General features: G+C 40.9%; 14 protein-coding genes. 8 read left to right on the plus strand and 6 right to left on the minus strand.

Translation table 11 applies throughout. The features are described from left to right. Positions 1 to 14: 14 nt before the first annotated feature. The 8 genes from LBYS_RS18445 (at position 15) to LBYS_RS14930 (ending at position 9,332) form a co-directional block, all read left to right on the plus strand. Positions 15 to 1,199 (plus strand): OmpA family protein, encoded by a 1,185-nt coding sequence (locus LBYS_RS18445; protein WP_049781387.1) that lies wholly within the window; start codon positions 15 to 17, stop codon positions 1,197 to 1,199. A 353-nt stretch (positions 1,200 to 1,552) separates the two neighbouring features. After that, positions 1,553 to 3,103: a tetratricopeptide repeat protein gene (locus tag LBYS_RS14900; RefSeq protein ID WP_013409676.1), complete on the plus strand. Its 1,551-nt coding sequence runs from the start codon at positions 1,553 to 1,555 to the stop codon at positions 3,101 to 3,103. Further along, entirely contained in the window at positions 3,100 to 3,852 is a 753-nt protein-coding gene (gene lolB1 / locus LBYS_RS18450; RefSeq protein WP_013409677.1) for a lipoprotein insertase outer membrane protein LolB1, read from the plus strand. Before LBYS_RS14900 ends, lolB1 begins: the two co-directional genes overlap by 4 nt. Next, a complete protein-coding gene (locus tag LBYS_RS14910; RefSeq protein ID WP_013409678.1) occupies positions 3,849 to 5,195 on the plus strand; it encodes a murein hydrolase activator EnvC family protein in 1,347 nt (448 codons plus the stop codon). Before lolB1 ends, LBYS_RS14910 begins: the two co-directional genes overlap by 4 nt. Before the next feature lie 7 nt (positions 5,196 to 5,202). After that, complete coding sequence (gene panB, locus LBYS_RS14915; RefSeq protein ID WP_013409679.1) at positions 5,203 to 6,006, plus strand: 3-methyl-2-oxobutanoate hydroxymethyltransferase; 804 nt, start codon at positions 5,203 to 5,205, stop codon at positions 6,004 to 6,006. 1 nt (position 6,007) lies between these two features. Continuing rightward, positions 6,008 to 7,861, plus strand: a complete 1,854-nt coding sequence (locus LBYS_RS14920) for a ComEC/Rec2 family competence protein (protein ID WP_013409680.1) — start codon at positions 6,008 to 6,010, stop codon at positions 7,859 to 7,861. Beyond that, positions 7,845 to 8,363, plus strand: a complete 519-nt coding sequence (locus tag LBYS_RS14925; protein WP_013409681.1) for a DUF2911 domain-containing protein — start codon at positions 7,845 to 7,847, stop codon at positions 8,361 to 8,363. The genes LBYS_RS14920 and LBYS_RS14925 overlap by 17 nt, the downstream gene beginning before the upstream one ends. Positions 8,364 to 8,504: 141 nt before the next feature. Then, on the plus strand, positions 8,505 to 9,332 hold the full coding sequence (locus tag LBYS_RS14930; RefSeq protein WP_013409682.1) for a tyrosine-type recombinase/integrase: 828 nt from the start codon (positions 8,505 to 8,507) through the stop codon (positions 9,330 to 9,332). 41 nt (positions 9,333 to 9,373) lie between these two features. Here LBYS_RS14930 and LBYS_RS14935 read toward each other — a convergent pair whose 3' ends face one another. From LBYS_RS14935 to LBYS_RS14960, 6 genes are all read right to left on the minus strand, one after another. Continuing rightward, positions 9,374 to 12,235 carry a hypothetical protein gene (locus tag LBYS_RS14935; protein ID WP_013409683.1) on the minus strand — a complete coding sequence of 954 codons (2,862 nt, stop codon included), beginning with the start codon at positions 12,233 to 12,235 and terminating at the stop codon, positions 9,374 to 9,376. Between the two features lie 2 nt (positions 12,236 to 12,237). Continuing rightward, entirely contained in the window at positions 12,238 to 14,127 is a 1,890-nt protein-coding gene (locus tag LBYS_RS14940; RefSeq protein WP_041823763.1) for a fibronectin type III domain-containing protein, read from the minus strand. Next, complete coding sequence (locus LBYS_RS14945; RefSeq protein ID WP_013409685.1) at positions 14,127 to 20,012, minus strand: hypothetical protein; 5,886 nt, start codon at positions 20,010 to 20,012, stop codon at positions 14,127 to 14,129. The genes LBYS_RS14940 and LBYS_RS14945 overlap by 1 nt, the downstream gene beginning before the upstream one ends. Positions 20,013 to 20,016: 4 nt before the next feature. Next, positions 20,017 to 21,603: a TonB-dependent receptor gene (locus tag LBYS_RS18455; RefSeq protein WP_013409686.1), complete on the minus strand. Its 1,587-nt coding sequence runs from the start codon at positions 21,601 to 21,603 to the stop codon at positions 20,017 to 20,019. Between the two features lie 73 nt (positions 21,604 to 21,676). Further along, entirely contained in the window at positions 21,677 to 22,321 is a 645-nt protein-coding gene (locus tag LBYS_RS14955) for a response regulator transcription factor (protein WP_013409687.1), read from the minus strand. A 46-nt stretch (positions 22,322 to 22,367) separates the two neighbouring features. Then, the gene (locus tag LBYS_RS14960; RefSeq protein WP_013409688.1) at positions 22,368 to 24,230 is read right to left on the minus strand and encodes a tetratricopeptide repeat-containing sensor histidine kinase; all 1,863 of its coding nucleotides are present in this window, start codon (positions 24,228 to 24,230) and stop codon (positions 22,368 to 22,370) included. Between the last annotated feature and the right edge of the window lie 33 nt (positions 24,231 to 24,263).

Here is a 24,263-nt window from a genome sequence, read left to right on the forward strand (position 1 = left end):
ATCCCAATCACAACATGGATTTACTACAATTTGCAAAAGACCAACTGAACACCACTGCTATAACTAGAATCAGTGACTATCTCGATCAAGACCCGGTAGATGTTACCGCCGGTCTATCCGCAGCTCTACCTACCCTAATAGCCGGATTTATGCAGAAAGCTTCAACGACTCAAGGGGCGGGGTATCTCCTGAATTTGTTAAAGAATGACTCAAGAAGTGAAGAGTTCTCTTTCGACATAGCCGGTGCGCTAGACAGCGGGAAAGCGGCAGGGCTGGTTCCTGTGGGCAGCGGAATTTTAAGTTCCCTTTTTGGAGACAAAGTGAAGGCTGTAACTGAGGCTATTTCTAATGCTTCAGGGATGAGAGAAGGAACCTCCTCATTGCTAAACTTAGCTGCGCCATTAATAATGGGTATCTTAAGTAGAAAGGTGAAGAACGAAGGCTTGGGATTATCAGGATTAGTTTCTCTTCTCATGGGGCAAAAGGATAGTGTGAAGGCAGCTCTACCTGCGGGATTGGCAGGCATCATCAATGTAAATAGCTTGGGTGATTTTATAGGAGATTCTTCACCTGTGAGAGAAACCTACTCCACTGCTAAGGAAGAAGTAGAAACGGAATCAAATTCCTGGATGCCTTGGTTGATTTTAGCACTTATCCTATTGGGTGGTATTTATTTCTGGAAGCAATGTTCCTCCGCACCTGAGGAAGAGACATTAGTTGTAGAGCAACCTACTATTAGTTCTCCAGATATTGAAAAGACTCTACCTGGAGGGGTGAAATTGTCTTATACTGAAACTTCGATTGAGAACGAATTAATTAATTTCATAGAGGACAATTCTAAGGCTGTTGATAAAGAGACATGGTTTAACTTTAGAAAACTTACTTTTGAACAAGGCTCTGCCCTAATTGATGCTAGTTCACAGAAGGAAGTGGACAATATTGCGGAGATATTGAAGGCTTACCCTGATGTAAATATTAAGATTGGCGGATATACGGATAATACCGGGTCTGATGAGATTAACACTAAACTTTCAGCGGAGCGTGCAGCCAATGTCCTAGCTGCACTAGTAGATAGAGGAATAGAGGCTTCCCGATTAGAATCGGAAGGCTATGGACCTTTGCACCCTATTGCAGATAACTCTACCGAAGAGGGTAGGGAACAGGACAGGCGGATAGCAGTTCGGGTGACTAAGAAATAAGAAAAAAGCTCTCCATTACGGAGAGCTTTTTTTATATCATGAAAAAGTTATTCCTATTCAAAATCAGCCTACTTATAAGAAAAATTCATAATCTTTGAACTCAGAAAGGTATTGGTCATCTACCTCTAAGGATGTTGCAGTTTTCAGTTGGAGTACGCGGATTAGCTTGATTTTTCGAAAGATCAAAATTATTAAAAAGTGGGAAGTTAAATGCTTGCCTATTAATATATAACAATAGAAATGCAGTGCTTAGTTCCGGAGGATTAAGGGAGGTAGAGAAGGCGCAGTAAATCAGTGTATTTGCGCATTCGCAAGAAAATAGTGAAATTTACGTTTTTTTAAAAAGAATCACCATGCGATTTCTGGCATTTTTCATGATCTTCATTTGGGGGGCAAAAGCTCAGACTCCTGCCAGCGAGAATTCGGGTGCATATACGGAGGGCCTAATGTATTTTGTCCTTCAAGATTATTCCAAAGCTTTACAGCAATTCAATTCTTTCGTAGTTATTGATCCTAATTCTGGGGCGGGATTTTTCATGAAGTCCAGATCAGAGCTAGCTTTAGGTCAGTTGGCTAAAGCAGAATTTAGTGCTTCAGAAGCTGTTCGCATTGATCCCCAAAATGTTTTTTACTTGAAACATTATGCTGAGGTCTTAAAGCAGAACCATAAACAGGTGGATAAGGTTTATGAAAAATGGATAGAGCTAAGGCCTGATGATGAAGAACCTTATCTGGAATGGCTAGAGTATCAGTCGGCTAGCGGGAATTACGCCCAAGCTCTAAAGATTATAGGTTTAGCTGAGAAAAAATGGGGAAGTTCTGAGCGTATAATAAAGGCGAAGCAGATCATCCTCATGAAAGATAATAAAGTAGAGGCAGCACTTCAGGAAGGTAGCAAGGTGCAGGATCCAGCCTTTGCATTAGATCAGGCAAAATTGCTTATTCAAAATCAAAAAACGAAAGAGGCGATTAAGACCCTGTCCGGTTCCTTGAGTGCTTCTCTTCCTGAATCATATATATTACTGGGGGATTTATATTCAAAAGAAGGAAGAAAGGAAGAGGTTGAAGGTTTATTGGAAAAAGCATTGACTGAAACGGGATTATCTTATGATGCAAAAGTGCATTTGACTAGGATAGTGGCGCAATGGTCCGGAGAAAAGGCAGGCAAAGCTGCAGAACAATTGATTAAAGAAACCCCGGAGCAAGGCAGAGCATATCTTATTGCCGGAGATTATAATTATAAGTCGGGAGATCTCCCAAAAGCCAGAGATTATTATGAGAAGGCTGTTCAAAAGGACAAGTCTCAATTTGAAGTTTGGAAGGCGTTATTAGAGACAAATTTTGGGCTTGGCGACTGGCAAGCATTAGAAAAAAGTGCAGATCAAGCCAGCATCTATTTTCCGAGCCAAGGGCAAGTTTGGCTTTATTTAGGGCTTGCGCAAATCATGCTAGGAGAAGATGCAAGTATGTCTTTTGAAGAGGCGCAACAGTGGGATTCCTCCTTGAAAGAAGCCGCAAGTATAGGATTGCAATGGGCTGAAAAGAAGAAAGTAGTTTGGTCTAAGGTTCCATCAGATCCATTTAGTCAATTTTTATATTTAAAAACTGGAGGGACTGAAAACAGGGTAGCCATAGCAGGAACTCTAAGTGCTAACTATCCTTCAGCTCCATTGTTTAAGGTGCTATTAGCAGAAAGTTTGATGGATTCAAATAAGTTAGAAGAGGCGGAAAAGACTCTGTCTTTTATAAAAGAGGAAATAGCACCAGTAGATTATTTTATAGTAAAAGGGGATATATTGCATAGAAAGGGACTAGCATCAGATGCAAAATCCGTTTGGGAAGAGGGTCTAAAAAGGAATAAAGCAAATAAGGTTTTGCAAGAAAAAATCAAATCTATCCAATGAGCAAATTCATTTTAGGTCTGTTTTTGGCCTTGGCCATGTTAAGTTCCTGTAGGTCCGGGAGGTTGCAGAAGAAGGGAGTGGAGCTAGGAAAGGCAGATTCATTGGCATTGAATACTGCTTTTAAAGTCAGTCGGCCTGAATTTAAGCAGATCCGTTTCAAGACAGATGCAGATATTGAATCTCCATCTATGTCAAGACGTATTCCTGTTACTATACATCTACAAAAAGATGAAATCATCTGGGCTACGGTCAGTATAGGACTAGAAATTGGCAGATTAAAGATCACACCTGATTCTATTCAAGTAATAGATCGATTTAACAGAAGGGCATATGTAGGAACCTGGTTAGATGTAAACGGAGCCTCAGGTTTAGATTTGAATTTCCAATTATTGCAATCCCTTTTAGTGGGTGATTTGCCGTTCGACTTAGAGGAGACGGATAAAGTTGAGGCTTGGAATATCATTCAGGAAAGGTTTGGAAGAAAATTTATAACTAAAGTAGATCCTACGGTTTTTAAGCCCTTTAAGATTAATGGCAAGGATACAGGAGGAGAATTAGAGCTGAATTACCAGAAGTTTGTTCAAGAAAAGGACCAACTTTTACCTTCTTTGATTAGCCTGATATGGAAAGGGAAATCAGAAATGAAATTGGAATTTAGCCATAGCAGAATAGAAGTGATGGATAGTGGACTAAGTTTTTCTTTTTCCATTCCTTCCTCGTATAAAATTGAACGCTTTCCAGGATTATGATAAAAAGAATTTTACTATTGGTTTTAGCTTGCTCAATGGCTGCCATGGGTCAAACCCAGAAAAGTAGGGCGGCACTTGAGGCAGAGAAGAAAGAGAACCTAAAAAGAATTGAAGAAGTAAAGAAGGTTTTAGGAGCCACGCAAAAAGAGAAGCAGACTTCATTAAGTCAAGCCAAAGCTTTACAGAGGCAGATTGAGAATCAGGAAAAGAAGATCTCCTTAGCTCAACAGGATTTCCATTTGATTAGTAAGGAAATGGAGATAAACCTGGCTCAGCAAGATACTTTGAGGAAAGAATTAGAAGTCCTGCAGAAGGAGTATGCTGAGATCTTAGTGCAAGAAGCAAAAAATAGTGGGAAATTGACTAAGCTAGGTTTCCTTTTTTCCTCTACTTCTTTGACAGAATTATTCATGAGGTATAAGTACCTACAGCAGTATTCGGAGAATAGAAAAAAGAAGTTTGAGAAGATGAAGTCTCTGACAGCTGATTTGAAGAAACGTCAGGCAGAGTTAGCTCAGGGGAAATTAAGGCAAGAACAGGTGATCAAAGAGGTCACGGAAGATAAAAAGGGTCTCGATAATTTGAAGTCAAAACAAGAGGAAATTGTTAAAGAGTTGACTTCTAAGGAAAAGCAGTTAAAGGTTGAGTTGAAGAAACAGCAAGATGCCTTGCGTCAATTGAACTCGGTGATCTCTGTAGCTATTGCGAAGGAGAGGGCAGCTCGAAAGGCGGAAGAAGAAGCGAAAAAGGCTGCGGAGCGTAAGAGAGCAGAGGAGGCTGCAAGGTTAGAGGAGGCTAGACGCGTAGCAGAAAGAAATAAGGCTAAAGATGCCCCGAGTACAAAAACAAATGAAGCTCCGGTTAAGGAGGCTCCGAAACCTAATCCTGAGCCTGTGGTGAGTGCTCCTACACGTACGGAGGTGGCTACAATAGCTTCTGGAAAGTTTAGTGCTGCAAAAAATAGATTGTCTTGGCCTGCAAATGGATTTATCTCCAGTAGATTCGGGGTGAGAGATCATGCCGTATTAAAGGGTATTAAAGTAGATAATCACGGAATAGATATCAGGACTTCTGCTGGTGCGGAGGTAAGAGCAGTGTTTGAAGGGGTAGTCTTGGACATATCTCAGATTCCGGGTCTGAATTATGTAGTGGCGGTGCAGCATGGAGATTATTATACCGTGTATGCTAACTTAGCTAGTGTAGCAGTGAAAGTTAACCAAAAGGTTAGTGGAAGAGAAATCATAGGTACCGTGGCAGAGAAAGACGGGGTGCCAGAGATCAATTTCCAGGTATGGCATAATTTCACTAAGTTAAATCCGGAGCTTTGGTTAGGACCTAAATGATAATAAAATGGAAATAAAGAGAATCACTACAAATACCCTAAGAGAGTTTAAGCAGAAGGGAGAGAAGATCGCTTGTCTCACTTCTTATGATTACTCCATGGCCAAGTTAGTGGATGGAGCCGGGATAGAAGTGATATTGGTAGGAGACTCTGCATCTAATGTGATGGCAGGACACGAAACTACTTTACCTATTACGGTTGATCAGATGATTTACCATGCTCAAAGTGTGGTTAGAGCGGTTAAACGGGCTTTGGTGGTAGTGGATTTACCTTTCGGTTCCTATCAAGGTAATTCTTCTGAAGCCTTGAGAACGGCAGTTCGTATCATGAAGGAATCTGCGGCACATGCCGTGAAGATGGAAGGGGGAGTAGAGATTGAGGACTGTATTAAAAGGGTATTAAGTGCAGGAATTCCTGTTATGGGTCATTTGGGATTAACTCCTCAAAGTATTTACAAGTTTGGAACCTATACGGTGAGGGCGAAAGAAGAGGAAGAGGCCAGATTATTGCGTTCAAATGCGAAGTTATTAGAAGACTTAGGTTGTTTTGGAGTGGTATTGGAGAAGATTCCCGCTCGTTTAGCCACTGAGGTCAGCAAGGAATTGGAGATCCCAACCATAGGTATTGGTGCAGGGAACGGTTGTGACGGCCAAATTCTTGTGATTCACGATATGTTAGGTATAAACAAAGACTTTTCTCCTCGTTTTCTCCGCCGCTATGCGGATTTAGCTGAAGTGATGAATACGGCTTTTGTCAATTACATGAAAGATGTAAAAGCCGGAGATTTTCCAAACGAGAAAGAATCGTACTAGAATGCACCTGCCTGCTGCGAGATATCTCCTGCTTTTAGCAGGAGGCATCTCAATAGGTGACCCCCTCGGCGGATGGGCAGTTTTAGGTGTGCTTCTTTTTATTAACAAACCTCTTGTATTCTTATTCCTAGGCATGACGGTCTCCTATTGGGAAAACCTCCATGTGCCTGTTCATCATCAAGTATTATTATTAGAGCTCAAGGAAGAACCTCAACTGCGGGGCAAACACTATAGGGCTTTGTCAGAAATTTATGCGGTTAATGAGCAGGGGAAATGGTTACCCAAAGAGGGTAAAGCTATGCTTTACTTTAAAGGAGATTCCTTGAGGAAGCAAGGGGAGCTAGTTTTGATTAAAGATGGGTTAGATACATTGCCTCGAAAAAGACCTTTTGATGGATTTGATTATAAGCGATATCTAGAGCGACAAGGAATTTACTATAGAAAATATTTAAGCTCGGGAGATTATGAATTATACGGTCAAACTTCTCATTTGAGCTTTGCTGAAAGGGCTCAAAATTATACTCAAAGGGTTTATAGAGAGCTATTGGGAGATACTCCTGAATTAGGGGTGGCGGAGGCCATGGTGGGTGGTATCCGAGTGCATCTGGATAAAGAGACTCAGCAAAATTATAGTGATACCGGTACTATTCATGCATTGGCTGTTTCCGGAATGCATGTGGCTATCTTGTTTTGGGTATTACAGGTTCTCTTCTCAAGATTGGTGCCTAAAAGAAGCTTCTTATTCTTAAGTCTTGTTCTTTGCTCTCTCTGGGCTTATGCATTTTTCACCGGATTGAGTGCCAGTGTTTGTAGGAGTGTGGTGATGTTTAGTTTGTTTCTTGTGGGAGAGAGGCTTCAAAGATCGGGAAGTTCGCTAAATACCTTATTCTTGTCGGCAGTAGTTCTATTGCTATGGAATCCTAACTGGTTGTATGATGTGGGGTTCCAATTATCTTATTTGGCTGTATGGGGGATCTTAAGTTTTCATCCCATTCTGCATAAATCTATACGAATAGGGAATAGGGTTCTGAGATCTTTGTGGGAAGGTGCCAGTGTTTCCATCTCTGCCACTCTGTTTACCTTGCCATTGAGTTTGTATTATTTTCATCAGTTTCCGAATTATTTTCTTTTGGCAAATACAGCTGTCAATCTTGTTTGTGCCCCTCTACTGCCTATAGGTTTGCTCCTACTTTTAATTTATCCCATAAACTGGATGTTTGAGTGGGTGGGATTCATATTTAAATTCCTCTTAATCATTTTGAATAGAGTAGTGGAATTCTTCGCTGGATTACCCGGAGCAGTTAGTAAGGACATTTATATTTCCATGTTTACAGTGCTTGTGCTCTTTTTGATCTTATTCTCTGTGATACACTTTTGGAAGAGGAGGACAAGTTTGGGGCTCTGGGGTTTGACGGGGGGTGTTTTCCTTCTATTCTCAGAGCTTTTGGTTCAAAATTATCTTGAAAGCAATAGGGGGAAATTGTTGATATATGAAGGTGGATTGAGTTTAATACAGGGGAGAGATTTGCTAGTTGTGGATGAATGTTTGGAAATAAATGAGAAAAAAGAAGGCATAGAAAGATGCATAAAATATGGAGTTGAAGGCAATTTTCGGGTGGATTCTCCATTTGGAACTATAGTATGGATGAAAAAAAAGCAGGAAATTGATTGGGAAGGTGTTAATTTCGTCATTATTTCTCATAACTCCTGCCCCGTAGATGAGTTGCCTTACGGGGTGCAGGTCGTAGTAGATAGGACGAATTCCAGCGAATATGTCGCACAATTGAGAAAGAAAATCACTTCTTTAAGGGTCCTGCAAGAGTCAGGTTTATTTCAATATGAACAAAATATTTAATACTCTTTTCTGGATATTTATCCTCCTGGGACTGGGAACCTTTGGCCTTAAGTTCTATTTGCATAATGATACAGAAGAACTGGAAGCGGAAGTGGGGAAATTGAAGGTTCAATTAAGGTATAATCCTGTTCATTCCGGAGGGGATAAGATATTTGGATATAGGGTTCCATATGACATCGTATGGAGAGCAGGTTCAGGAGATGTGACGGAAATCCATTTTTCAAAAGATGCTATAGTAGAAGGAAAAAAGATCAAGGCAGGAAGATATTCTCTTTGGGTTAAACCTAGCCAGGAGAATTGGATAGTGATTTTGAATGGAGAAACGGGGCAGTATGGGACAGATTATGAACCCCACAGAGACCTTTACCAAATCAAGGTTCCCGTACGGAATTTTGAAGAAAAAGTAGATCCTTTGCATTATGGCTTTGTTAGGGACCAAAACCTACTTCTTGAGATTTCCTGGGAACATACCGGAATTCAATTGAGTGTTCAAGAAGCTTGAAAGGCGGGCTGATATGTACACTGCATTGTAGGTATTTAGTATGTAAAATAATTTCGCAAAACTTCCATTTAATAAATTAAATTCCTAATAATTAAAATATTATTAGATATTTGGCGTAGTTTATTACACACACGATTGCCTATGAAAACAGAACACATACTAAAAGAATTTGAGAAACAATTAATTGAACAGCGATACGCACCTAATACTATCAGGGCTTATCTAGATTATTCAAAGTTGTATTTGCAACACGTACAGCCATACGAGAGTTTGCAAGACGTGCCACTTTCAGAGATTGAAAGCTTTGTAAAGCAAAAATCTGATCAGATATCTATTTCTTACCAAAAGGGCTTAGTAGGTGCCATCAAAAAGATTCATGATTTAGTAGGGAAGCAAAAATTAGAACTGAAGTTCTTGTATCCTAAAAGGAAGTTTGAATCCCTACCTAAGTATTTTTCCAAAGAGGAAATCAAACGGATCTTTGATGCCACACCAAATGTTAAGCATAAGGCCATATTAATGATCATTTATAGTTGTGGATTAAGGGTGAGTGATCTGATAAATTTAAAGATGTCTGACATCAAGACGCACGACAAACTCCTGAGCATTAGATCTACAAAGAACAGTAAGGACCGTTGGGTAACACTTCCGGATCCATTGATTAAGATTTTGCGTTCGTACTATAATGAATATCAGCCTAAAAATTATCTTTTTGAAAATCCGGATGGCGGGCAATATAGTGAACGAAGTGTGCAACTAATACTCAAAAGAGCACTGAAGAATGGAGGGATTAAGACGGCAGGTACGGTTCATTCTTTGCGTCATTCTTTTGCTATTCATCTGCTTCAAAGTGGCACAGATTTACATACCGTTCAGTCATTGATGGGGCATCAATCCATTAAAACTACGGAGATTTATGCCCAAATGATTCAAAGTAAACCCACTCCAAGTCCATTAGATTTTCTGTAAGAATAGGGGTACTAGATTTCTTTTCTTGTACCCCTTTCTGTTTATTTCCTGAAGGAGCGTATATCTCCGTAATGTACAGATCCATTAGAGGTGACACAGTAAGCTCGATAATAGTATGTGAGAGCTGAAATTCCACCTAATCCGGATATTTGCGCCGAGTAGCTATGTGGGAACCGAAGGTTATTAGGGGTACTAAAGGAAAGTTTAGTGCCATTTCCTAGGTTGATATCCGAATTCCTACCATATACAATTCCGTGTTCAGTAATAGGATAGGTACCGGCACTTTGTAAGATACCTGCTACTTCCTGAACAGAGGAACTCAAGCTTCTATTGTCTCCCGTTGAAACAGAAGGATTCGCCACCACATGTGTTTTGAATGCTACATCTTGACCATAATATGTCACTCCATTACTGATGGCATAGGCTCTGAAATGGTATTCAGATCCTTCTCTCAATCCATGGGCATCAAAACTGTAATCATGCGGATAAGTTATACCACTGCCAGATTTGGATGCTTTAGAATTGGAGGTGGTTGGATTGGGAGAGGTAGACCAGCAAACACCTATTTCTTGTACAGGATATGATCCTCCGTCGGCGATAAATCCGCTCAATCTCGCAAAATTAATGCTTACATCAGTAGCTTGTCCGGAAGCTATTTTAACTGGACGTTCATCAGGAGTAGTAATGGTGTTCACTGCTCCATAAGAAGTAACACCATTAGAGATCAGGTAAGCCCGGAAGAAATAGGTGGTATTTTTATTCAAACCATTTACTTGTACACCGTAACTATAAGGATAATTATTCACACCTGAGCCGGCCACTGCCTTAGAGTTAGAGGTAGTGGGTCCGCTGGAAGTGCTATACACAATACCATATTCAGAAATAGGATAAGTTCCAGCCTGAGTGATGGTACCCAAGAATTTGGCGCTTGAAGTGTTGACTTCAGATGCTCCATCTGTTCTTACTTCCGGTTGTGTAACCGTAGTGGTAGTAAAAGTTCGGTTCTCACCATAGGATGTGCTGCCGTTTGATATAACGTAGGCTCTGTAATGGTAAGCAGTGTTTGGTGATAGCCCATTGATATCCATGCCAAAAGTATTAGGGAAGTTAGTCACATTTCCACTTAAAGAACTCTTAGAATTGCTAGTAGTGGGGTTAGTGGAAGTGCTCCAAACTATTCCTCTTTCAGTGATAGGGTAGGAGCCTGCACTTGTGACTGTACCAGAAAGGCGTACTGACGTAGGTCTAATGTTCTCTGCACCGTCCGTGCGAATTCCCGGAGCCACCAGATCTGGAGTTCTGAAGCTCAAGTTTTCTCCGTAAGAAGTTACACCATTTGAAATTACATAGGCACGGAAATAGTAGGTGGTGTTTCTGTTTAGTCCATTAATGTCCATGCCAAATGAGCTTGGGAAGGAAGTAACATTTCCTGTCAATGCTGATTTCGAGTTGGAGGTGGTTGGATTAGCGCTAGTACCGTAAACTACTCCACGTTCTGTTATGGCATAGGTCCCTCCATTCAGAACTGTTCCTCCTAATCTTACGGAAGTAGGCGTGAAATTGCTGGCGGCATCGGTCCGGATGCCAGGTTGGGCTACGTCAGGAGTAGTAAAGGTTCTGAATTCTCCGTATGTGGTAACGCCATTTGATATAACATATGCTCTGTAATGGTAGGTGGTGGTTTTGCTTAATCCTTTGATATCAAAAGTAAATGCAGTTGGGAATGATGTCACATTTCCGGATTGTGAAACCTTTGTAGTAGCATTTGCTTGCGATGTGCCATAAAGAATACCCCGTTCAGTGATAGCATAACTGCCTGCACTCAGTATTGTACCTCCTACTCTTGCTCCATCCGGACTTAGATTAGTTGCAGCATCTGTTCGAATTCCCGGAGGAGTAGCATCAGGAGTGGCGAAGGTTTTGTTTTCTCCATAACTAGTGACTCCATTAGAGATTACATATGCTCGGTAGTGGTAAGTGGTGTTCTTGGTGAGACCGGTGGCATTGACATTAAAGGAGTTCGGGAACGTGGTAACATTTCCTGTAATAGAGGCTTTAGTATTTGAGGTGGTGGGTTGTGCACTGGTTCCCCACACTATGCCCCTTTCCGTTATAGGAAGACTGCCAGCAGTGAGTACTGTTCCACTTAAGGTGGCAGAATTCATTGTAATGTTTGCTGCAGCGTCAGTACGAATGCCCGGTTGAGCTATAGCAGGAGTCTTGAAGTTCAGGTTTTCTCCATACGTAGTTATTCCATTTGAAATGGCATATGCTCTATAATAGTAGGTTGTATTGGGTTGAAGGGATTTGATGTCAGCAGTAAAGGCTATAGGGAAAGCAGTAACGTTATCTGTATATACTTGTTTGGTTTGTAAAGCAGTTGTAGGTGAGGTAGTAGTATTCCAAACTAAGCCGTATTCCGTGATATTATGGGTTCCTTTGGAAGTTAAGGTGCCTTTTATCCTCGCGGAATTGATAGTGATATTATCCGCTGCCTCAGTTCTAATGCCGGGAGGAGTCATGTTTAAGGTCTTGAATGTAGTAGACTCTCCATAATAGGTACCTGAAGTAACCTGAGCAAAAGTACGGATATAGTAGGAAGTGTTCATCTTTAAACCCTTCAGGTCTGCACTTAAGGACAGAGGAGATGGAGTAGCAGGGTCTATTGCACCTTTTAGGATCTCAAGGTCTTGACCCACTACGGGGTCTTCATTACTTTCTGAGTACACGAAGCCATGTTCTAGAATGTCTTCATTTCCCAATTTAGCTATGCTGGAGGAGGCTTTTGCCTCAGCGAAGGTGATCGCACTCAGGTTAACTTTCTCCAAGACTGGGGGAATAGGTGCTACAGCCTCATCGTGACAGGCAAATAGCATCAATATAAGTGGTAGGATCTTTTTCATGATTAATATGTAAAATACGTTTCCTTACTTTTTTCACTTTCTAAGCCATCAGGGCTGATGGTACACACGTAGTAGTAGTAAGTGCGACCTTTAATTACCGTTTTATCCAAATAATCATTTGTCTTTACCAATGCCAGTTTGGCGGGTTTCTTGCCCTTCTCGTACCGATAAATTTGATAATTGAACTCTTGGTCACCGTCAGGACTATCCCATAGGATTTTCATGCCTCCATTACGCTCCGGACTTACTAAGACCCCACCAGGAGGGGCGGGTTTTCTGAGTACCTTGGAAGATTTTACAGGATTTGTATAGGGGCTACTAGTACCTGTCCAATTGACTGATTTTATGCGATAAGTGGCATTTGTGACTTCATCTACATAGAAATTTTTATCTGTGTATAAGGTGTCTTTTGCCTGGCCTCTTTCTCTAAGAATAACATAGCCCGCTACCTCAGGCATGGATTGCCAGGTAAGCCAGATTTTATCTTCAACGGTCTGTAATGTAAAATCAACGGGAGCTTTTGGGACGGGTAAATTCCTTGTAGAAACCAGTGTTAGGGTGTCTGAAGGTATTCCCTCCTGATAACTCCGCGAGATGGTCCGGATATAATAATGGTATGTTTTTCCTCCTCCAGGATGTAAGTCAAGATAGTTATATTCTTGTTTTCCTCGAACTGCAGGTATCAACTCGGTAAGTAGATGATATCCTTCGTTGTTTATCTGACGGTAGATATGGAATCCTACGGCTTTTGATTCATGTGTTGTCCAATTCAGTTGAGTTCCTTTTTCTGTTTCTTCTCCTGCAAAGGTTAGGACAGGACTTAAGGGACGGAAATCGTGACGGATTGCACTGTAAAGTGTGCTTTGTTTGGAATCTGTTATACCTTTATAACTAACTCTAAATCTATAAAAGTAGGTAGTCCCCGCTTCCGTATCTTCATCAGAATATTGGTTTTCAAATCCTGACATTTCATGGAGGGGTTGGAATTCTCCTTCTGAGCTGGTTCCTCTTTCTAGCAGAATAGATTGTACAATTTCAGGATTCGTCTGAGTCCATTTTAGTGTAATTTTTTGTGAATCTGACGTGATTATTACTTTTACCGGAATAGGTAAAGTGGTTGGATCTAAGCTCGCAGTATGTATTGTATCATTGTCAATACTTTGATTTCCGTACAAATCGTATGCTCTAAAGGTGTATTTGTATGGCTGGTAGGGGGTAGCGGAGCTGTCTCTTACGGAATATTGAAGGGTATCTTTTGAATTACTAATAAACGCTTCAATGTTAAGTTTCTCGAAACCCTTTCCTGGACCTGCCCTGTAAACGTCGATCCAAACAGGCTTTCTCACTCCATATGCAGATAATTTGAAGTGAAATACTCCATTCAGGAATTGATAGGATTTAAGCTCCAAAGGAGCTGCGGCTAAGGGCTGGAAAGTGATTCTCTCTGATAAAAGTTCAAACCCCTTAGCGGTAATACGGTATTGATAAGTTTTACCTTTTTTTACGTCTTGGTCTAGCCATATGAGGTGAAAACCCGCTAGTACCGGCATACTGTGTCCTACGGTCTTTAAAGATTCAACATCTGAAGTTTCTTTAACCTTTTTCCAAATGTTTTCTGTATTGTAAATGTCAAATTTGATGGGATAATCTACCCATTTTTGAGTTTCCTGCATGTTTTTGCGGAATTCATTGACGTCTTTCACAGGGTGTAGTTCTGCCACGGTCTTAAATGCACCTCCTTCAGATCGTTCTATTTTGTAGGAGCTATACTTTGTTCCGGGAGGATGTTGGCCTATGGTTATAAAGATGCCTTTTGGGCCGGAGTGAACTACTCCAGCGGTTTGAGCGAACATATAAAAAGGCATTATTAGAAGAAATAGTAAGGTTTTCATTATTTAAAGGAATTGGAATTTACTCTTAATTCAAAGCTTGAATTCTGATGGGTAATAGTGCCGATAGCTGCTAGACCAATGGAGCCACTGGCGGAAGATTTATCACACAATGGCCCATCACAATCACTATCGCAACCTACTCCTCCTCCATAATATGCTGAGCCGGTTATATTTATAAATCCGCCTACTTCTAGTAGGTATGTGTCATTACTATAGTAGGTTCCGTCCATATTGATTCCTGCACTAGCTTTCGCTTCGACTCCTGCACATGCAATAAGAACAGAAGCTCCTAGTCCAAACTCCGCATTTACGAATACTGACATGCCCATATTATAGGAGTTTACATTTCCAAAGTTTACTCCTAGTCTAACGTCTCCACCAATGGTTACTTCAAGTCTCGCAGAGACTACCACAAGGTCTATATCAAAATTGGGTATGACAGGGAAAGGGATTTCCGCGCCGGCTTCCATAAAGAAACCGTTCAACCTGTCAATCTGTAGATATCCTTTGGGTAGTTCATTTAGAAAGCGGTAGTAGTAACTGTACTCTTTTAGAATACTTTCTATGGCTTGTTGTCTATCGCTTTTTCTGTGTAGATAGTCGCCCATCAACAGAAAACCACGGGCAGCTACTTTAGGATTACTCATCTCCATTCGGGCTGCCGATAGGAAATAGTAACCGTATTTGTCAACGGCAAACTCAATATCGGCTTCCACATCCATGCTGGCCAGTTGACCGGTATAATTCAATTGACCCAGCAGTCTATGTCGGGCTAGGTCATATAGCATGGTAAGCTCTCCAAAGGGGGTCTCCATGTTTTCGAGTTTGACTGTGGAGGCATTTACACTTAAACCACCTATGGCCTCAAAGTTCAAGGTATTTGAACCGGGACTAAAGCCCATCTCTACTGGCATGTTTCCTGTGAATTTCAAGGTACTCCACATGCCATCGGCTACCTTCATGAGACCTTTCAATTGACTAACAATTATACGAGAGTTACTTTCCCCGCCTAGATACATGTTTTGACCTTGTGGAGGTTCATCTATTTTAACTTGCGTGCCTGAGGGTCCATTAGTTTTAGTAAGGGTAAAGTCTATATTTTTAAATATGTCCGGATCCTCATTTTCTAAGCTGCCTTTCACCTCAAATTTACCATTGGTCAAAGTGATACTTGGTTGGACAAACTTCAACCTAACTCCTTGAATGACGGCGTTGGGCATGTTAAATGGACGAAGGGTGAATTGACTGTTTCCGTGGTACATCAAGCCGGTTTGGTAGGCTGGAAGTTCAGGTATACCCAGCTCCAGCAAACCATTTATGGCAAAGGTGGTTTCCGTAACTTCTACTCCTTGTACATAGAAATCAGTGATGTTCCTCACTTTAAATGGAGCAGGAGCAGGGACTATAAAGAACTCCTTATTACCGTCACTGTAAAACCATAGACTTGTGAAGTCTAGGTGATCTTCAGGTCGAGTTACCTGTAAATGTTGTCCACGTATTCTTGCTGCGTAATTCCCTATTTCAGGAGGCAGTACGGCTAGGTACCATCTTCCTGGGGTAGCTTCGTATCCGAAACTGGCTTGGGATGATACCATGAGAGGGATGTTTCCAGGCAGCATCAATTGTTCAATTTCCAAAGTATTTATATGCAGTCTGTCCGGATATAGGGTGGCATTTTGGAAAGGCATTTCCAGTCCTAATGCACGTACCTTCCCTCCAAGAAATATCCCTGCATTGTTTCCTGTGATTTTGGTTAAGTCCAGTTTGAACTGTTGAAGATTTACAGTATGCTGGAGAGTATTTGCAAAAGGCTTTAATTTTTTGTCATTTCCAATAGTTAGAATCCCGGCCGGTAAGTTCAGATCTCCTATGTTCTGCAACTGGGTTTTAATTCTAGTATCCAATAGAACCGAGTTAGCACTGAATTTTGATCCGGCACCTAGTGCCGTAGCGGAAAATTCTCCTGTATAGACAAGTTTGAATTCAAAATTTCCTCCTGAAGCGTTGCAAGGAATGATGTCTAGTATGAAGGAGGCTATCGGACCACTACTAAAGGAATTCATGAGCATTTGTCCGCTTTTTTCCTTGAGATACATTTTACTTTCAAACTGGAAATTGGGGTCATTAAATGAGATGGATCTAATACCTATTTTTGCTTGAATAACCCCTGTACCTTGTGATCCAAGACGATTAAGTCGAAGTTCAGTTAAATCCCCTGCATAGCTCTGGTGAACTAAAACCGGTAGTTCTGGAAGCTGAAGGGCAAATGGCAAGGTTTGTGGTCTTGCATAAGGGACATTATCTTCATTATGTTTATTGTCTTTTATGAGGGTAATGTCGTCTATCTGTAATAGTTCGTTAGTTGTAACCCATCCTTGTTGAGGAAGAGTAAGTAGGGCATTGACCCTAACGGAAGAGCCTACTTCTGTTAATTGGGTCACTTCCATAGGGAATCCAAGCAAGGCTCTGATGTCCATGTCATCATAGATTCTTAGATCAAAATTGATGGTGGTTTGGTCACTCTGGGCATGTTGCGCATAAATTTTACCATACTTTACTTCATTCTCTCTACCTTCAGTGTATTCAAGACCTACTAATCCTGATCCTCCTTTTGAGGCGGTGAAAGTCAGATTGATATCTGCTGGAACATTTTCCAACATATATTCTCCGGCATCATTTGTAAAGGTCTCTATTAGGGGAGAAGAATTTTTTACACGCACTCTCGCATTAGCAACCGGACTTTCTCCTACCGTTACTCTTCCACTAACTTTTCTGCCTTTTCTAAGGGTTACATTTACTATTTGCCATTCTTTGCCGGAAGGGTTCATGACATTCTTTTCTACTTGAACTAAACCACTTCCCTGCGGGCCACTAATATGAAAGATAAATGGCCCGTTTGAAGAATTGGAGAAGGCGAACTCAGCCCTTCCTGCCTCATTTGTAATCTTTTGAGTGGGTCCTATTATTTCTGGAGTAGAAGTGGATTGCAGATTGGGCACCCCTCCATCCTGATCATTTCCGGAAGTTGGAAAATGCTGAACGGGAGAGGAGGTTCCTTCATATAGATGTGAACTTTTAATGTTCGGATAGAAGGTGGCGGATCCCGGAGGTAGGTTGACTAGTTTAATCTTGGCACCCGCAATGGCATTGTGCAAATATCCATTAATTTTAAAGTGTATTCTGTGGATTTTCAAAGGAACGATAATCTCCTTTTGCATATTCTCCGTAATGGGAAAATGGAGGGTATCTGTTTGGTACTTTTCTTTATTGGTGGGTAGTACTACAATTCGGATATTATTGCCTGTTGGAACCACGACATTTTTATATTCTCCATTTGAATAGATATCTACCATGTCTCCATTTTGTCCTGTTTCCGGATCATAATAGAATACTTTTCCACTTAGCAATGGTCCATCTTCTCCTTTTAATCTGATTTGAAGATTTCCTTTTGGCTTCATAAACTTGATTCCTGCATTATATGAATTTCCCATTAGAGCAGGATTCATGTCGCCCACCACGCCCCCTATAGTAGCTATTCTGTTTACGGCAGTGTAATTCGAATGGAACCCATTTTTTGATAGTACTAATAGGTAGAAATATCCCTTTTGCTGACCGCCAGAATATTCCACCGGCAGGTCTTCTGCATTTATTCTTCCATCCTCGCCCGTTACTCCAGATCTGGTTAATGACATAGGATGATTTCTCTGTAGAAGGTGAAGAAAGAGACTGGTAAAGCCCTGTGATCCGGTTTCTACATATGCACCCCACTTTCCAGGGCTTCCGCCAAGTGTTCCCACTAATGAATGAGCATCTTGTGCACCTTGAAGACCTACTTTCCAGAGATACCATGATACACCAGGTTCGTTTAATCCTAATTCTCCTTGGGTTCCTGCATGTCGGTTCTTTACAGTGGCGTAAATTCTAGGGTGCCAAGTGGAAATAGGAACTCTATTAAAATTATCGAAGGAGGAGTTTACGAGAGGCAAAGCCCACGTTTGGGCATTAGACATAGTAAGTCCATAAAAGCAATTTTCCTGGTAGCACGATTCATTCAGGTTATATAAACTATTATTGTAGCACTCTCCATTGAATTGACTTTCTCTTGCATAACGTAATGGATATCCGTTAAAATAGACAGCGTTAAAGCTGTGTGAGGTGGAATATTCATTTTTAGGCCGGACAAAAACCAGATAAGGGCTTTCATTATTATTGCAATAATAGAGTACAATATTCCGGAAATTTACCCTTCCACTAGCATCTGTCACACCTTTGGCTATCACCTCATAATTCCAAACCCCAAAGGTTTCTTTTGGTGAAAAATTTCCGGGATTTCCCTCGTCTTTTGGTACTAAAGTGGGTCTCGGACTCTTTCTAACGATGATGACTTCAACTCCATCTTTGACTAGATTTGGATTATTTTTGTCAGCCACCTCGATGGTAGGATTAAAGGTTTTGACCTTAGCGTAGAAAGTGCCCATATCAGATGATTTTGAATCATGGAACTGGATGGGATGTGCATACCATGATGCTCCCCCTGTTCCGATTTTAACCATGAGAACTTTCCTGGCCATTCCTGAGATACTCGCATTAAATTCTCCACTTCCCAATTGAATATTGACCATCTTGTATGAAAAATCATAGTTTTCTAATGCCGGAAAATGGAAATTAAAATTGCCTTGAGCATCTGTAACCGCTGTGGCTAAGGGATTGTTTTCTGTGCGCAAAGAATGGCTTGATCCTAAGGGGGCATATGTAATAATATTTCCAGGAAGTAAGGATCCTACTGCACCTAGATTACCTGCGGTTTGAGGATTCTGAAACTGGAAAGCTTCCACCAAATGAACTGTTACTCCAGCTAGTGGGCTGTTTTGATAATTATTAAATACAGATGCAGGTAAGGGAGTTGGGTTTTGAAATTGCAAAGTAGAGTTGGCACTCCCTACGCTAGCGGTCATCCAAAAATATCTTAATTTTCCTTTTAGATGGATTAAGCTAAAGGAGGGAAGAGGTGCAATAGTTGCTATTTCAGGATTATTATATCCTATTTGCAACTGATTGACTTTAAAAGAACGAACCTCTGACCTACCTGCATTTCGCATAGCCATTTCCTCCTTGCTCACTGCTTGCACCGCCCAGGCATATCTTCTATTATGCACCAAAGCCGGATCTGCAGGACCCATTAAATACACGTTTCCAATTACTTCTTTTTCAAAAAATGGTGGAGATGAAAGAAAAGCATCATTAGGATTTCTATCCTCATCAAACATCTCCACAACCTTTAGGATGTATTTTGTCCCTGGAGCCAGACCTGCCGGTTGAGTCCATGAGAATAGAACATTTTGGGCAGTTGTGACTTGAACTGTCTCATCTCTTAAAGGTTTGATAAGAATGGGAGGTTCTGAAAGACTCATCTGGATTTGCCTACATCCAGTTGGCCGGTCAGGCGATAAAGGTCTAGAAGGTTGGTTAAAGTCAAAAGCTCTCACACATACTTCATAAGAGCCTTCCGGAAGTCCATTCATTCGCTCAATGTCCCGTAGAGTAGTACCTCTGGTAGTAAGATCATCTGCGCTAAAGAGCGTTTGTATTTCTGCTACATTTAAAACATAGGGTACCCTAGGACTTAGGGTTATGCTTTGGGTAGGTCTATAATCCGCGGCAGTAAAAATTCGGATGCCGTTTTCTCCTCTTATCTCTGCTCTTAAGTAGACCTCAAGTGTGGTTGTGCCGGTATTTTGTAAGGTTACCAGCATTTTGCCGGGGTGATTGGCATAATCACTTAAGCGAGTGGAATAGGGAGGCAGAATATTGAGATTGACCTGCACCTGTGCCCATACAGTGATTTGGCAAAATAGGAGTAGGAATGAAAATAGTCTTGTTTTCATGATACTAGAAGTTTAAACCGTAAGCAAGTTCTCCAGTTAATTCATTGTGGGTCTTTCCTACCTTATTCAGGAGAGAATTGACCCGAAATTGAAGTTGATGTTTTTTGTAGAATCTGTAGTTGGCGTTCAATTGGCTGTTAAGGATAGTACCTTTCCCTTGAGCACTTTCTGATTTATTCCAGGAGGTGTTAAGCCCTAGAGAAAGCGCCTTCTTAAGAAGATTAGCATTTCCTCCGGCTTGCCATCCGTAAAGATTTACTTTGCCTGTGGCGAAGGTATTGTTGTTATAATTTAGGCCGGCTATAACACTGAACTTGGAGAAGATCAGATTATAGGAAAGAAAGGCTACTTGTGTCTGTATATCGGAATCTTCCGCATTGACATCCTTTAATCCTGCTCCGTGGAAGGACAGGAGTATGAGTTGATTGAACTTATTGCCGGGCAGTAATAATCGGGGTGTTATAGAATAGTTGGTATTGGTCTGAGCCAGTAAGTATTTGTCTTGAACAAATGTTACCCTAGGTTCCGCATTACTGCTGTAATTGCTGTAATTCCCGTCAATGCTTAATTTGTCTGTTATGTCATAACTTGCATTGGCTAATGCTATTATTCTTCTGGTGGTAGCCTCTTTTTGTTGTAATACATTGTCTTCTTGTATGCCTATATTAGCCTGGAACCTCAGTTTTCCTTTAAGTAACTGGGCCTTGGGAGCCAGACTTAAACTTTTTAGATCATTGAGAAAGTAATAGACTCCCATGGATTCAAAATTGGGGTCAACGTATCTGTAAAGTATATCTATGCCAAAGTCTTTCCCTTGATATCCCAAACCCGCAGTGTAGGCCATTTGGCCTTCTGTACTGGCATTCAGATTTAAAGCCTCGTACAGTTTTTTACCTTTATCCGGAGTGAAGTTCAGGGTAGAAAATCTATCTCTGGTATAGAGACTAAATCCTCCGTCGGCAATCAGGTGGAACTTTGGTAAAAATTTCCATTTAAAGGCTAGTCCTAGTACAGAGTTAGCAGCAGGGCGGTTTGTGGCAGAATCTGCTACTATTCCGGCATCGTCTTTAGCTTGTAGATAGGAAAGGGTGATACTAGTTTTTTCTCCATCATAGCCAGCTTTTGCGGCAAACGCCGTTCTATGGAATGCTTGAACCCAAGTTTGACCGGAGGTGCTATCAATGGCGGTAGCTTTGTTCAGCCTTCCCATGGCAAATCCCACGTTGAATTTTCCTGGTCTTAGTTCTATGCCCCCTCCGAATAAGGTATGCCCATCTAGGGTGTAGGGTGAAAAGCTTAGGTTCCTGTAACCACCGTGAAGGGTAATCCATTTATAGGTTGGACTTAATCCGAAGCGATTGAAAGGTTGTTGGAAATTCCTCCCCTGATCACTAAAGGAATAAGAAAAAGGGAGATGCATGCCTAAGAAGGAGAGTTGGTGATTTCCCGAAATTACATAGGTGAAAGGGTCTCTTCTTGGTGGCTGACCTTCCGAGTTATAATAGATTCCTCTTATTTGCAGCCCTCCCCTCATTTGTAAAGGTTGAGCCCAAAGGGGGGTAGAGAATAAAAGTAAGTAGAGGAGTTTCATAGCGGTAAAATTTCATAGCATGTACAAAATTCCGCTGGAATAGGCTGGGTCGCAATCCCGAGATCGGGGGATATTAGAGATTGGTGATCTTGTGTTTCAAGGCTTTAGCTACCGCTTCCGTCCCCGAATGAACTTGGAGTTTTAGATAGATATTGCGTAGATGAGTTTTTACAGTTTCCAAAGAAATGAACAATACATCTGCTATCATCTTATAGCTTTTTCCAGCCACCAAATAGTGTAAAACCTTTCTTTCTTGTTCTGTAAGATTAAAATCTTCTTTGGGAGTAGGAGGGGTATAGCCTTCCCGGAATAATTGTAAAACTCTTCTTGCGATTCCGGGAGTCATGGGTGAGCCACCTTCATAAACTTCTTCTATGGCTTTGACGTAGGTGGCCGGTTCTGCGTTTTTCAGCAAATAGCCTGATGCCCCATTGCAAATGGCCTTAAAGATGTATTCATCATCGTCGAAAATGCTTTGAATCACGATATTTATATCTGGATACGCTTCTTTTATTAGCTTAGTAGCTTCTACACCACTTCTTCCCGGCATAGAAATATCCATTAGAATAACATGGCAATCTAGGTTTCTCAGTTGCTCTACGGCATCATTGGCGTTAGAAAAAGTGGCCACACATTCCAGTCCTTTGGCCTCTTGAAGGAGGAGGCGGAAACTTTCCCTTAGATGGGCATTATCTTCGAAGACGGCTACTTTTATCATGATATTTTTTTGCAAAATTCTTCGGGATTCCAGTGCTTTGCAATCCCTAATTCGGGTGATATTCTAGATGTATCATAGTGCCCTGACCAGGAGAAGAGTGGATATCTAATTTGGCTTGTAACTCTTCCGCCCTTCTTCTCATATTTCTTAAACCATTTCCATTCTTAGGGCTATTAGGATCAAATCCTTTTCCATTGTCTGAGACCTGGAGAATGATGGAATGACCAGATTGCTTGAGTAGTACTTGTAGCAATGATCCACCAGAATATTTAACGGCATTGTTTACAGCCTCCTTGAATATCAAATAGATATTTCTTCTTTGTTCCATATTTAGGTCTTGAACTTCTTCTAATTTAAGGTCTAATTCCATTTCTAGACCATTGCAAATGTCATAGGCAAATCTTTCCATTCTTTGGGCCAACTGACTTTCTTCATCCGGTTTAACCATCCATACCATATCCCTCACTTGATCCACTGTTTCTTTAACATTTCTAGTCAGGGTTTCGAATAGTTCCTCTTTTCTATCTTGATTCTGTTGATTTTTGATCACTTGACTTAAAAGAAAAATACTAGAAAGGGAGCTTCCTACTTCATCATGGAGGTCTGAAGCGAGGGTAGTTCTGATCTCAAGTTCTCTAGTTCTTTGTCGGGCTTTGTTCCTACTGATTAATAATCCTATACTGGCTAAAGCCATGAGGGAGAGAAGTACGGAACCTATGATAATCAATTGGTTTTTCTTTAGTTTTTGTTGATGCAGTTGGTTCTCTTTTTCTAAGAGGAGAATTTGTGATTCTTTTTGTTGCGTCTCATATTCTGTTTGAAGTTTTGCTACATCTGCTTCAAATCTGCTTTTGTTGAGGGAGTCATTCAAGGTTTTGTTTTTCAGTGCAAAGACATAGGCATCCTCAATCCTGCCCATTTTGTGATAAGTATCTGATAAAAGTTGGGTTGCTGACTCCTGCTGATCCAAATTTCCATCCGCTTCTGAAATGGCAAGGGCTTCGGTTGCTGCTTTCAAGGATTGTTCGTAGCGGTGAGTATTGAGGTATACTTTACTTAGTAATAATTGGGAAAAGGCTATCTGATGGTTATTGTTGGTACTTCTTGCATATTTAAGTGAAATGTCTCCATTTTTTTCTGCTTCTTTCCAATTTTTCATTTCAGCATATACGTCACTTAGATTACTGTAGTACATGGGTAGACTGATCTTATCTTGCGCATCTTCAGCATGTTTGAGAGCTTCTTTGAAATCTTTTACAGCGAGTTCGTATTGGCCTAAGTGCTTATGAACGTTACCTATGTTGTTTTTGATTATTCCTAACATGCGCACGTGTCCTGTCTTTTGGAAGAGGGGAAAGGCTTTTTCATAGTAGCCTTGGCTGTCCCTATAATTGTTCTGTAAGTAATATATATTCCCTACGTTGGCGTATGCTCTGGCTATGAGATCCTCTCTACCGGCCTTTTCAGCATACACTCTTCCGCTGTCACAAAAGATCAAGGCTTCTTTAAATCGTTCCACCTTCATCATCAAATCTGCCCTATTGAGATAAACCAAACCTACTCTTCCGGGTTCTCCCACTTTTTTGGCATATTGAATGGCCAGGTCATTGTAAATGAAAGCAGAATCTTGTTTTCCTAAGGAGCTGAATAGAGATGACATATTTAAGTAGCAACCTGCCACACCTTTATCAAAACCCAGTTTTTTCCCTAGTTCAACTCCTTTTTTCGCATATAGAATTCCTTTCTCAAGGTCGGTATTGATACTGAGTCCTGCTAAGGCCCGATAGGCTATAACAGCATTTGTGTCTTCTCCATTTTTTCGAATAACATTTTGAAGGGAGTCCATCAAATGTGTCTGGGAATAGGCAGAAGTAAAAGGGATCAGAAAAAGAAGTAAAAATGTTTTCATGTGGTTTGGCGGAATTTATCAAATATAAATAAT

It is taken from the genome of Leadbetterella byssophila DSM 17132 (genome assembly GCF_000166395.1).
GTDB classification, from domain to species: domain Bacteria; phylum Bacteroidota; class Bacteroidia; order Cytophagales; family Spirosomataceae; genus Leadbetterella; species Leadbetterella byssophila.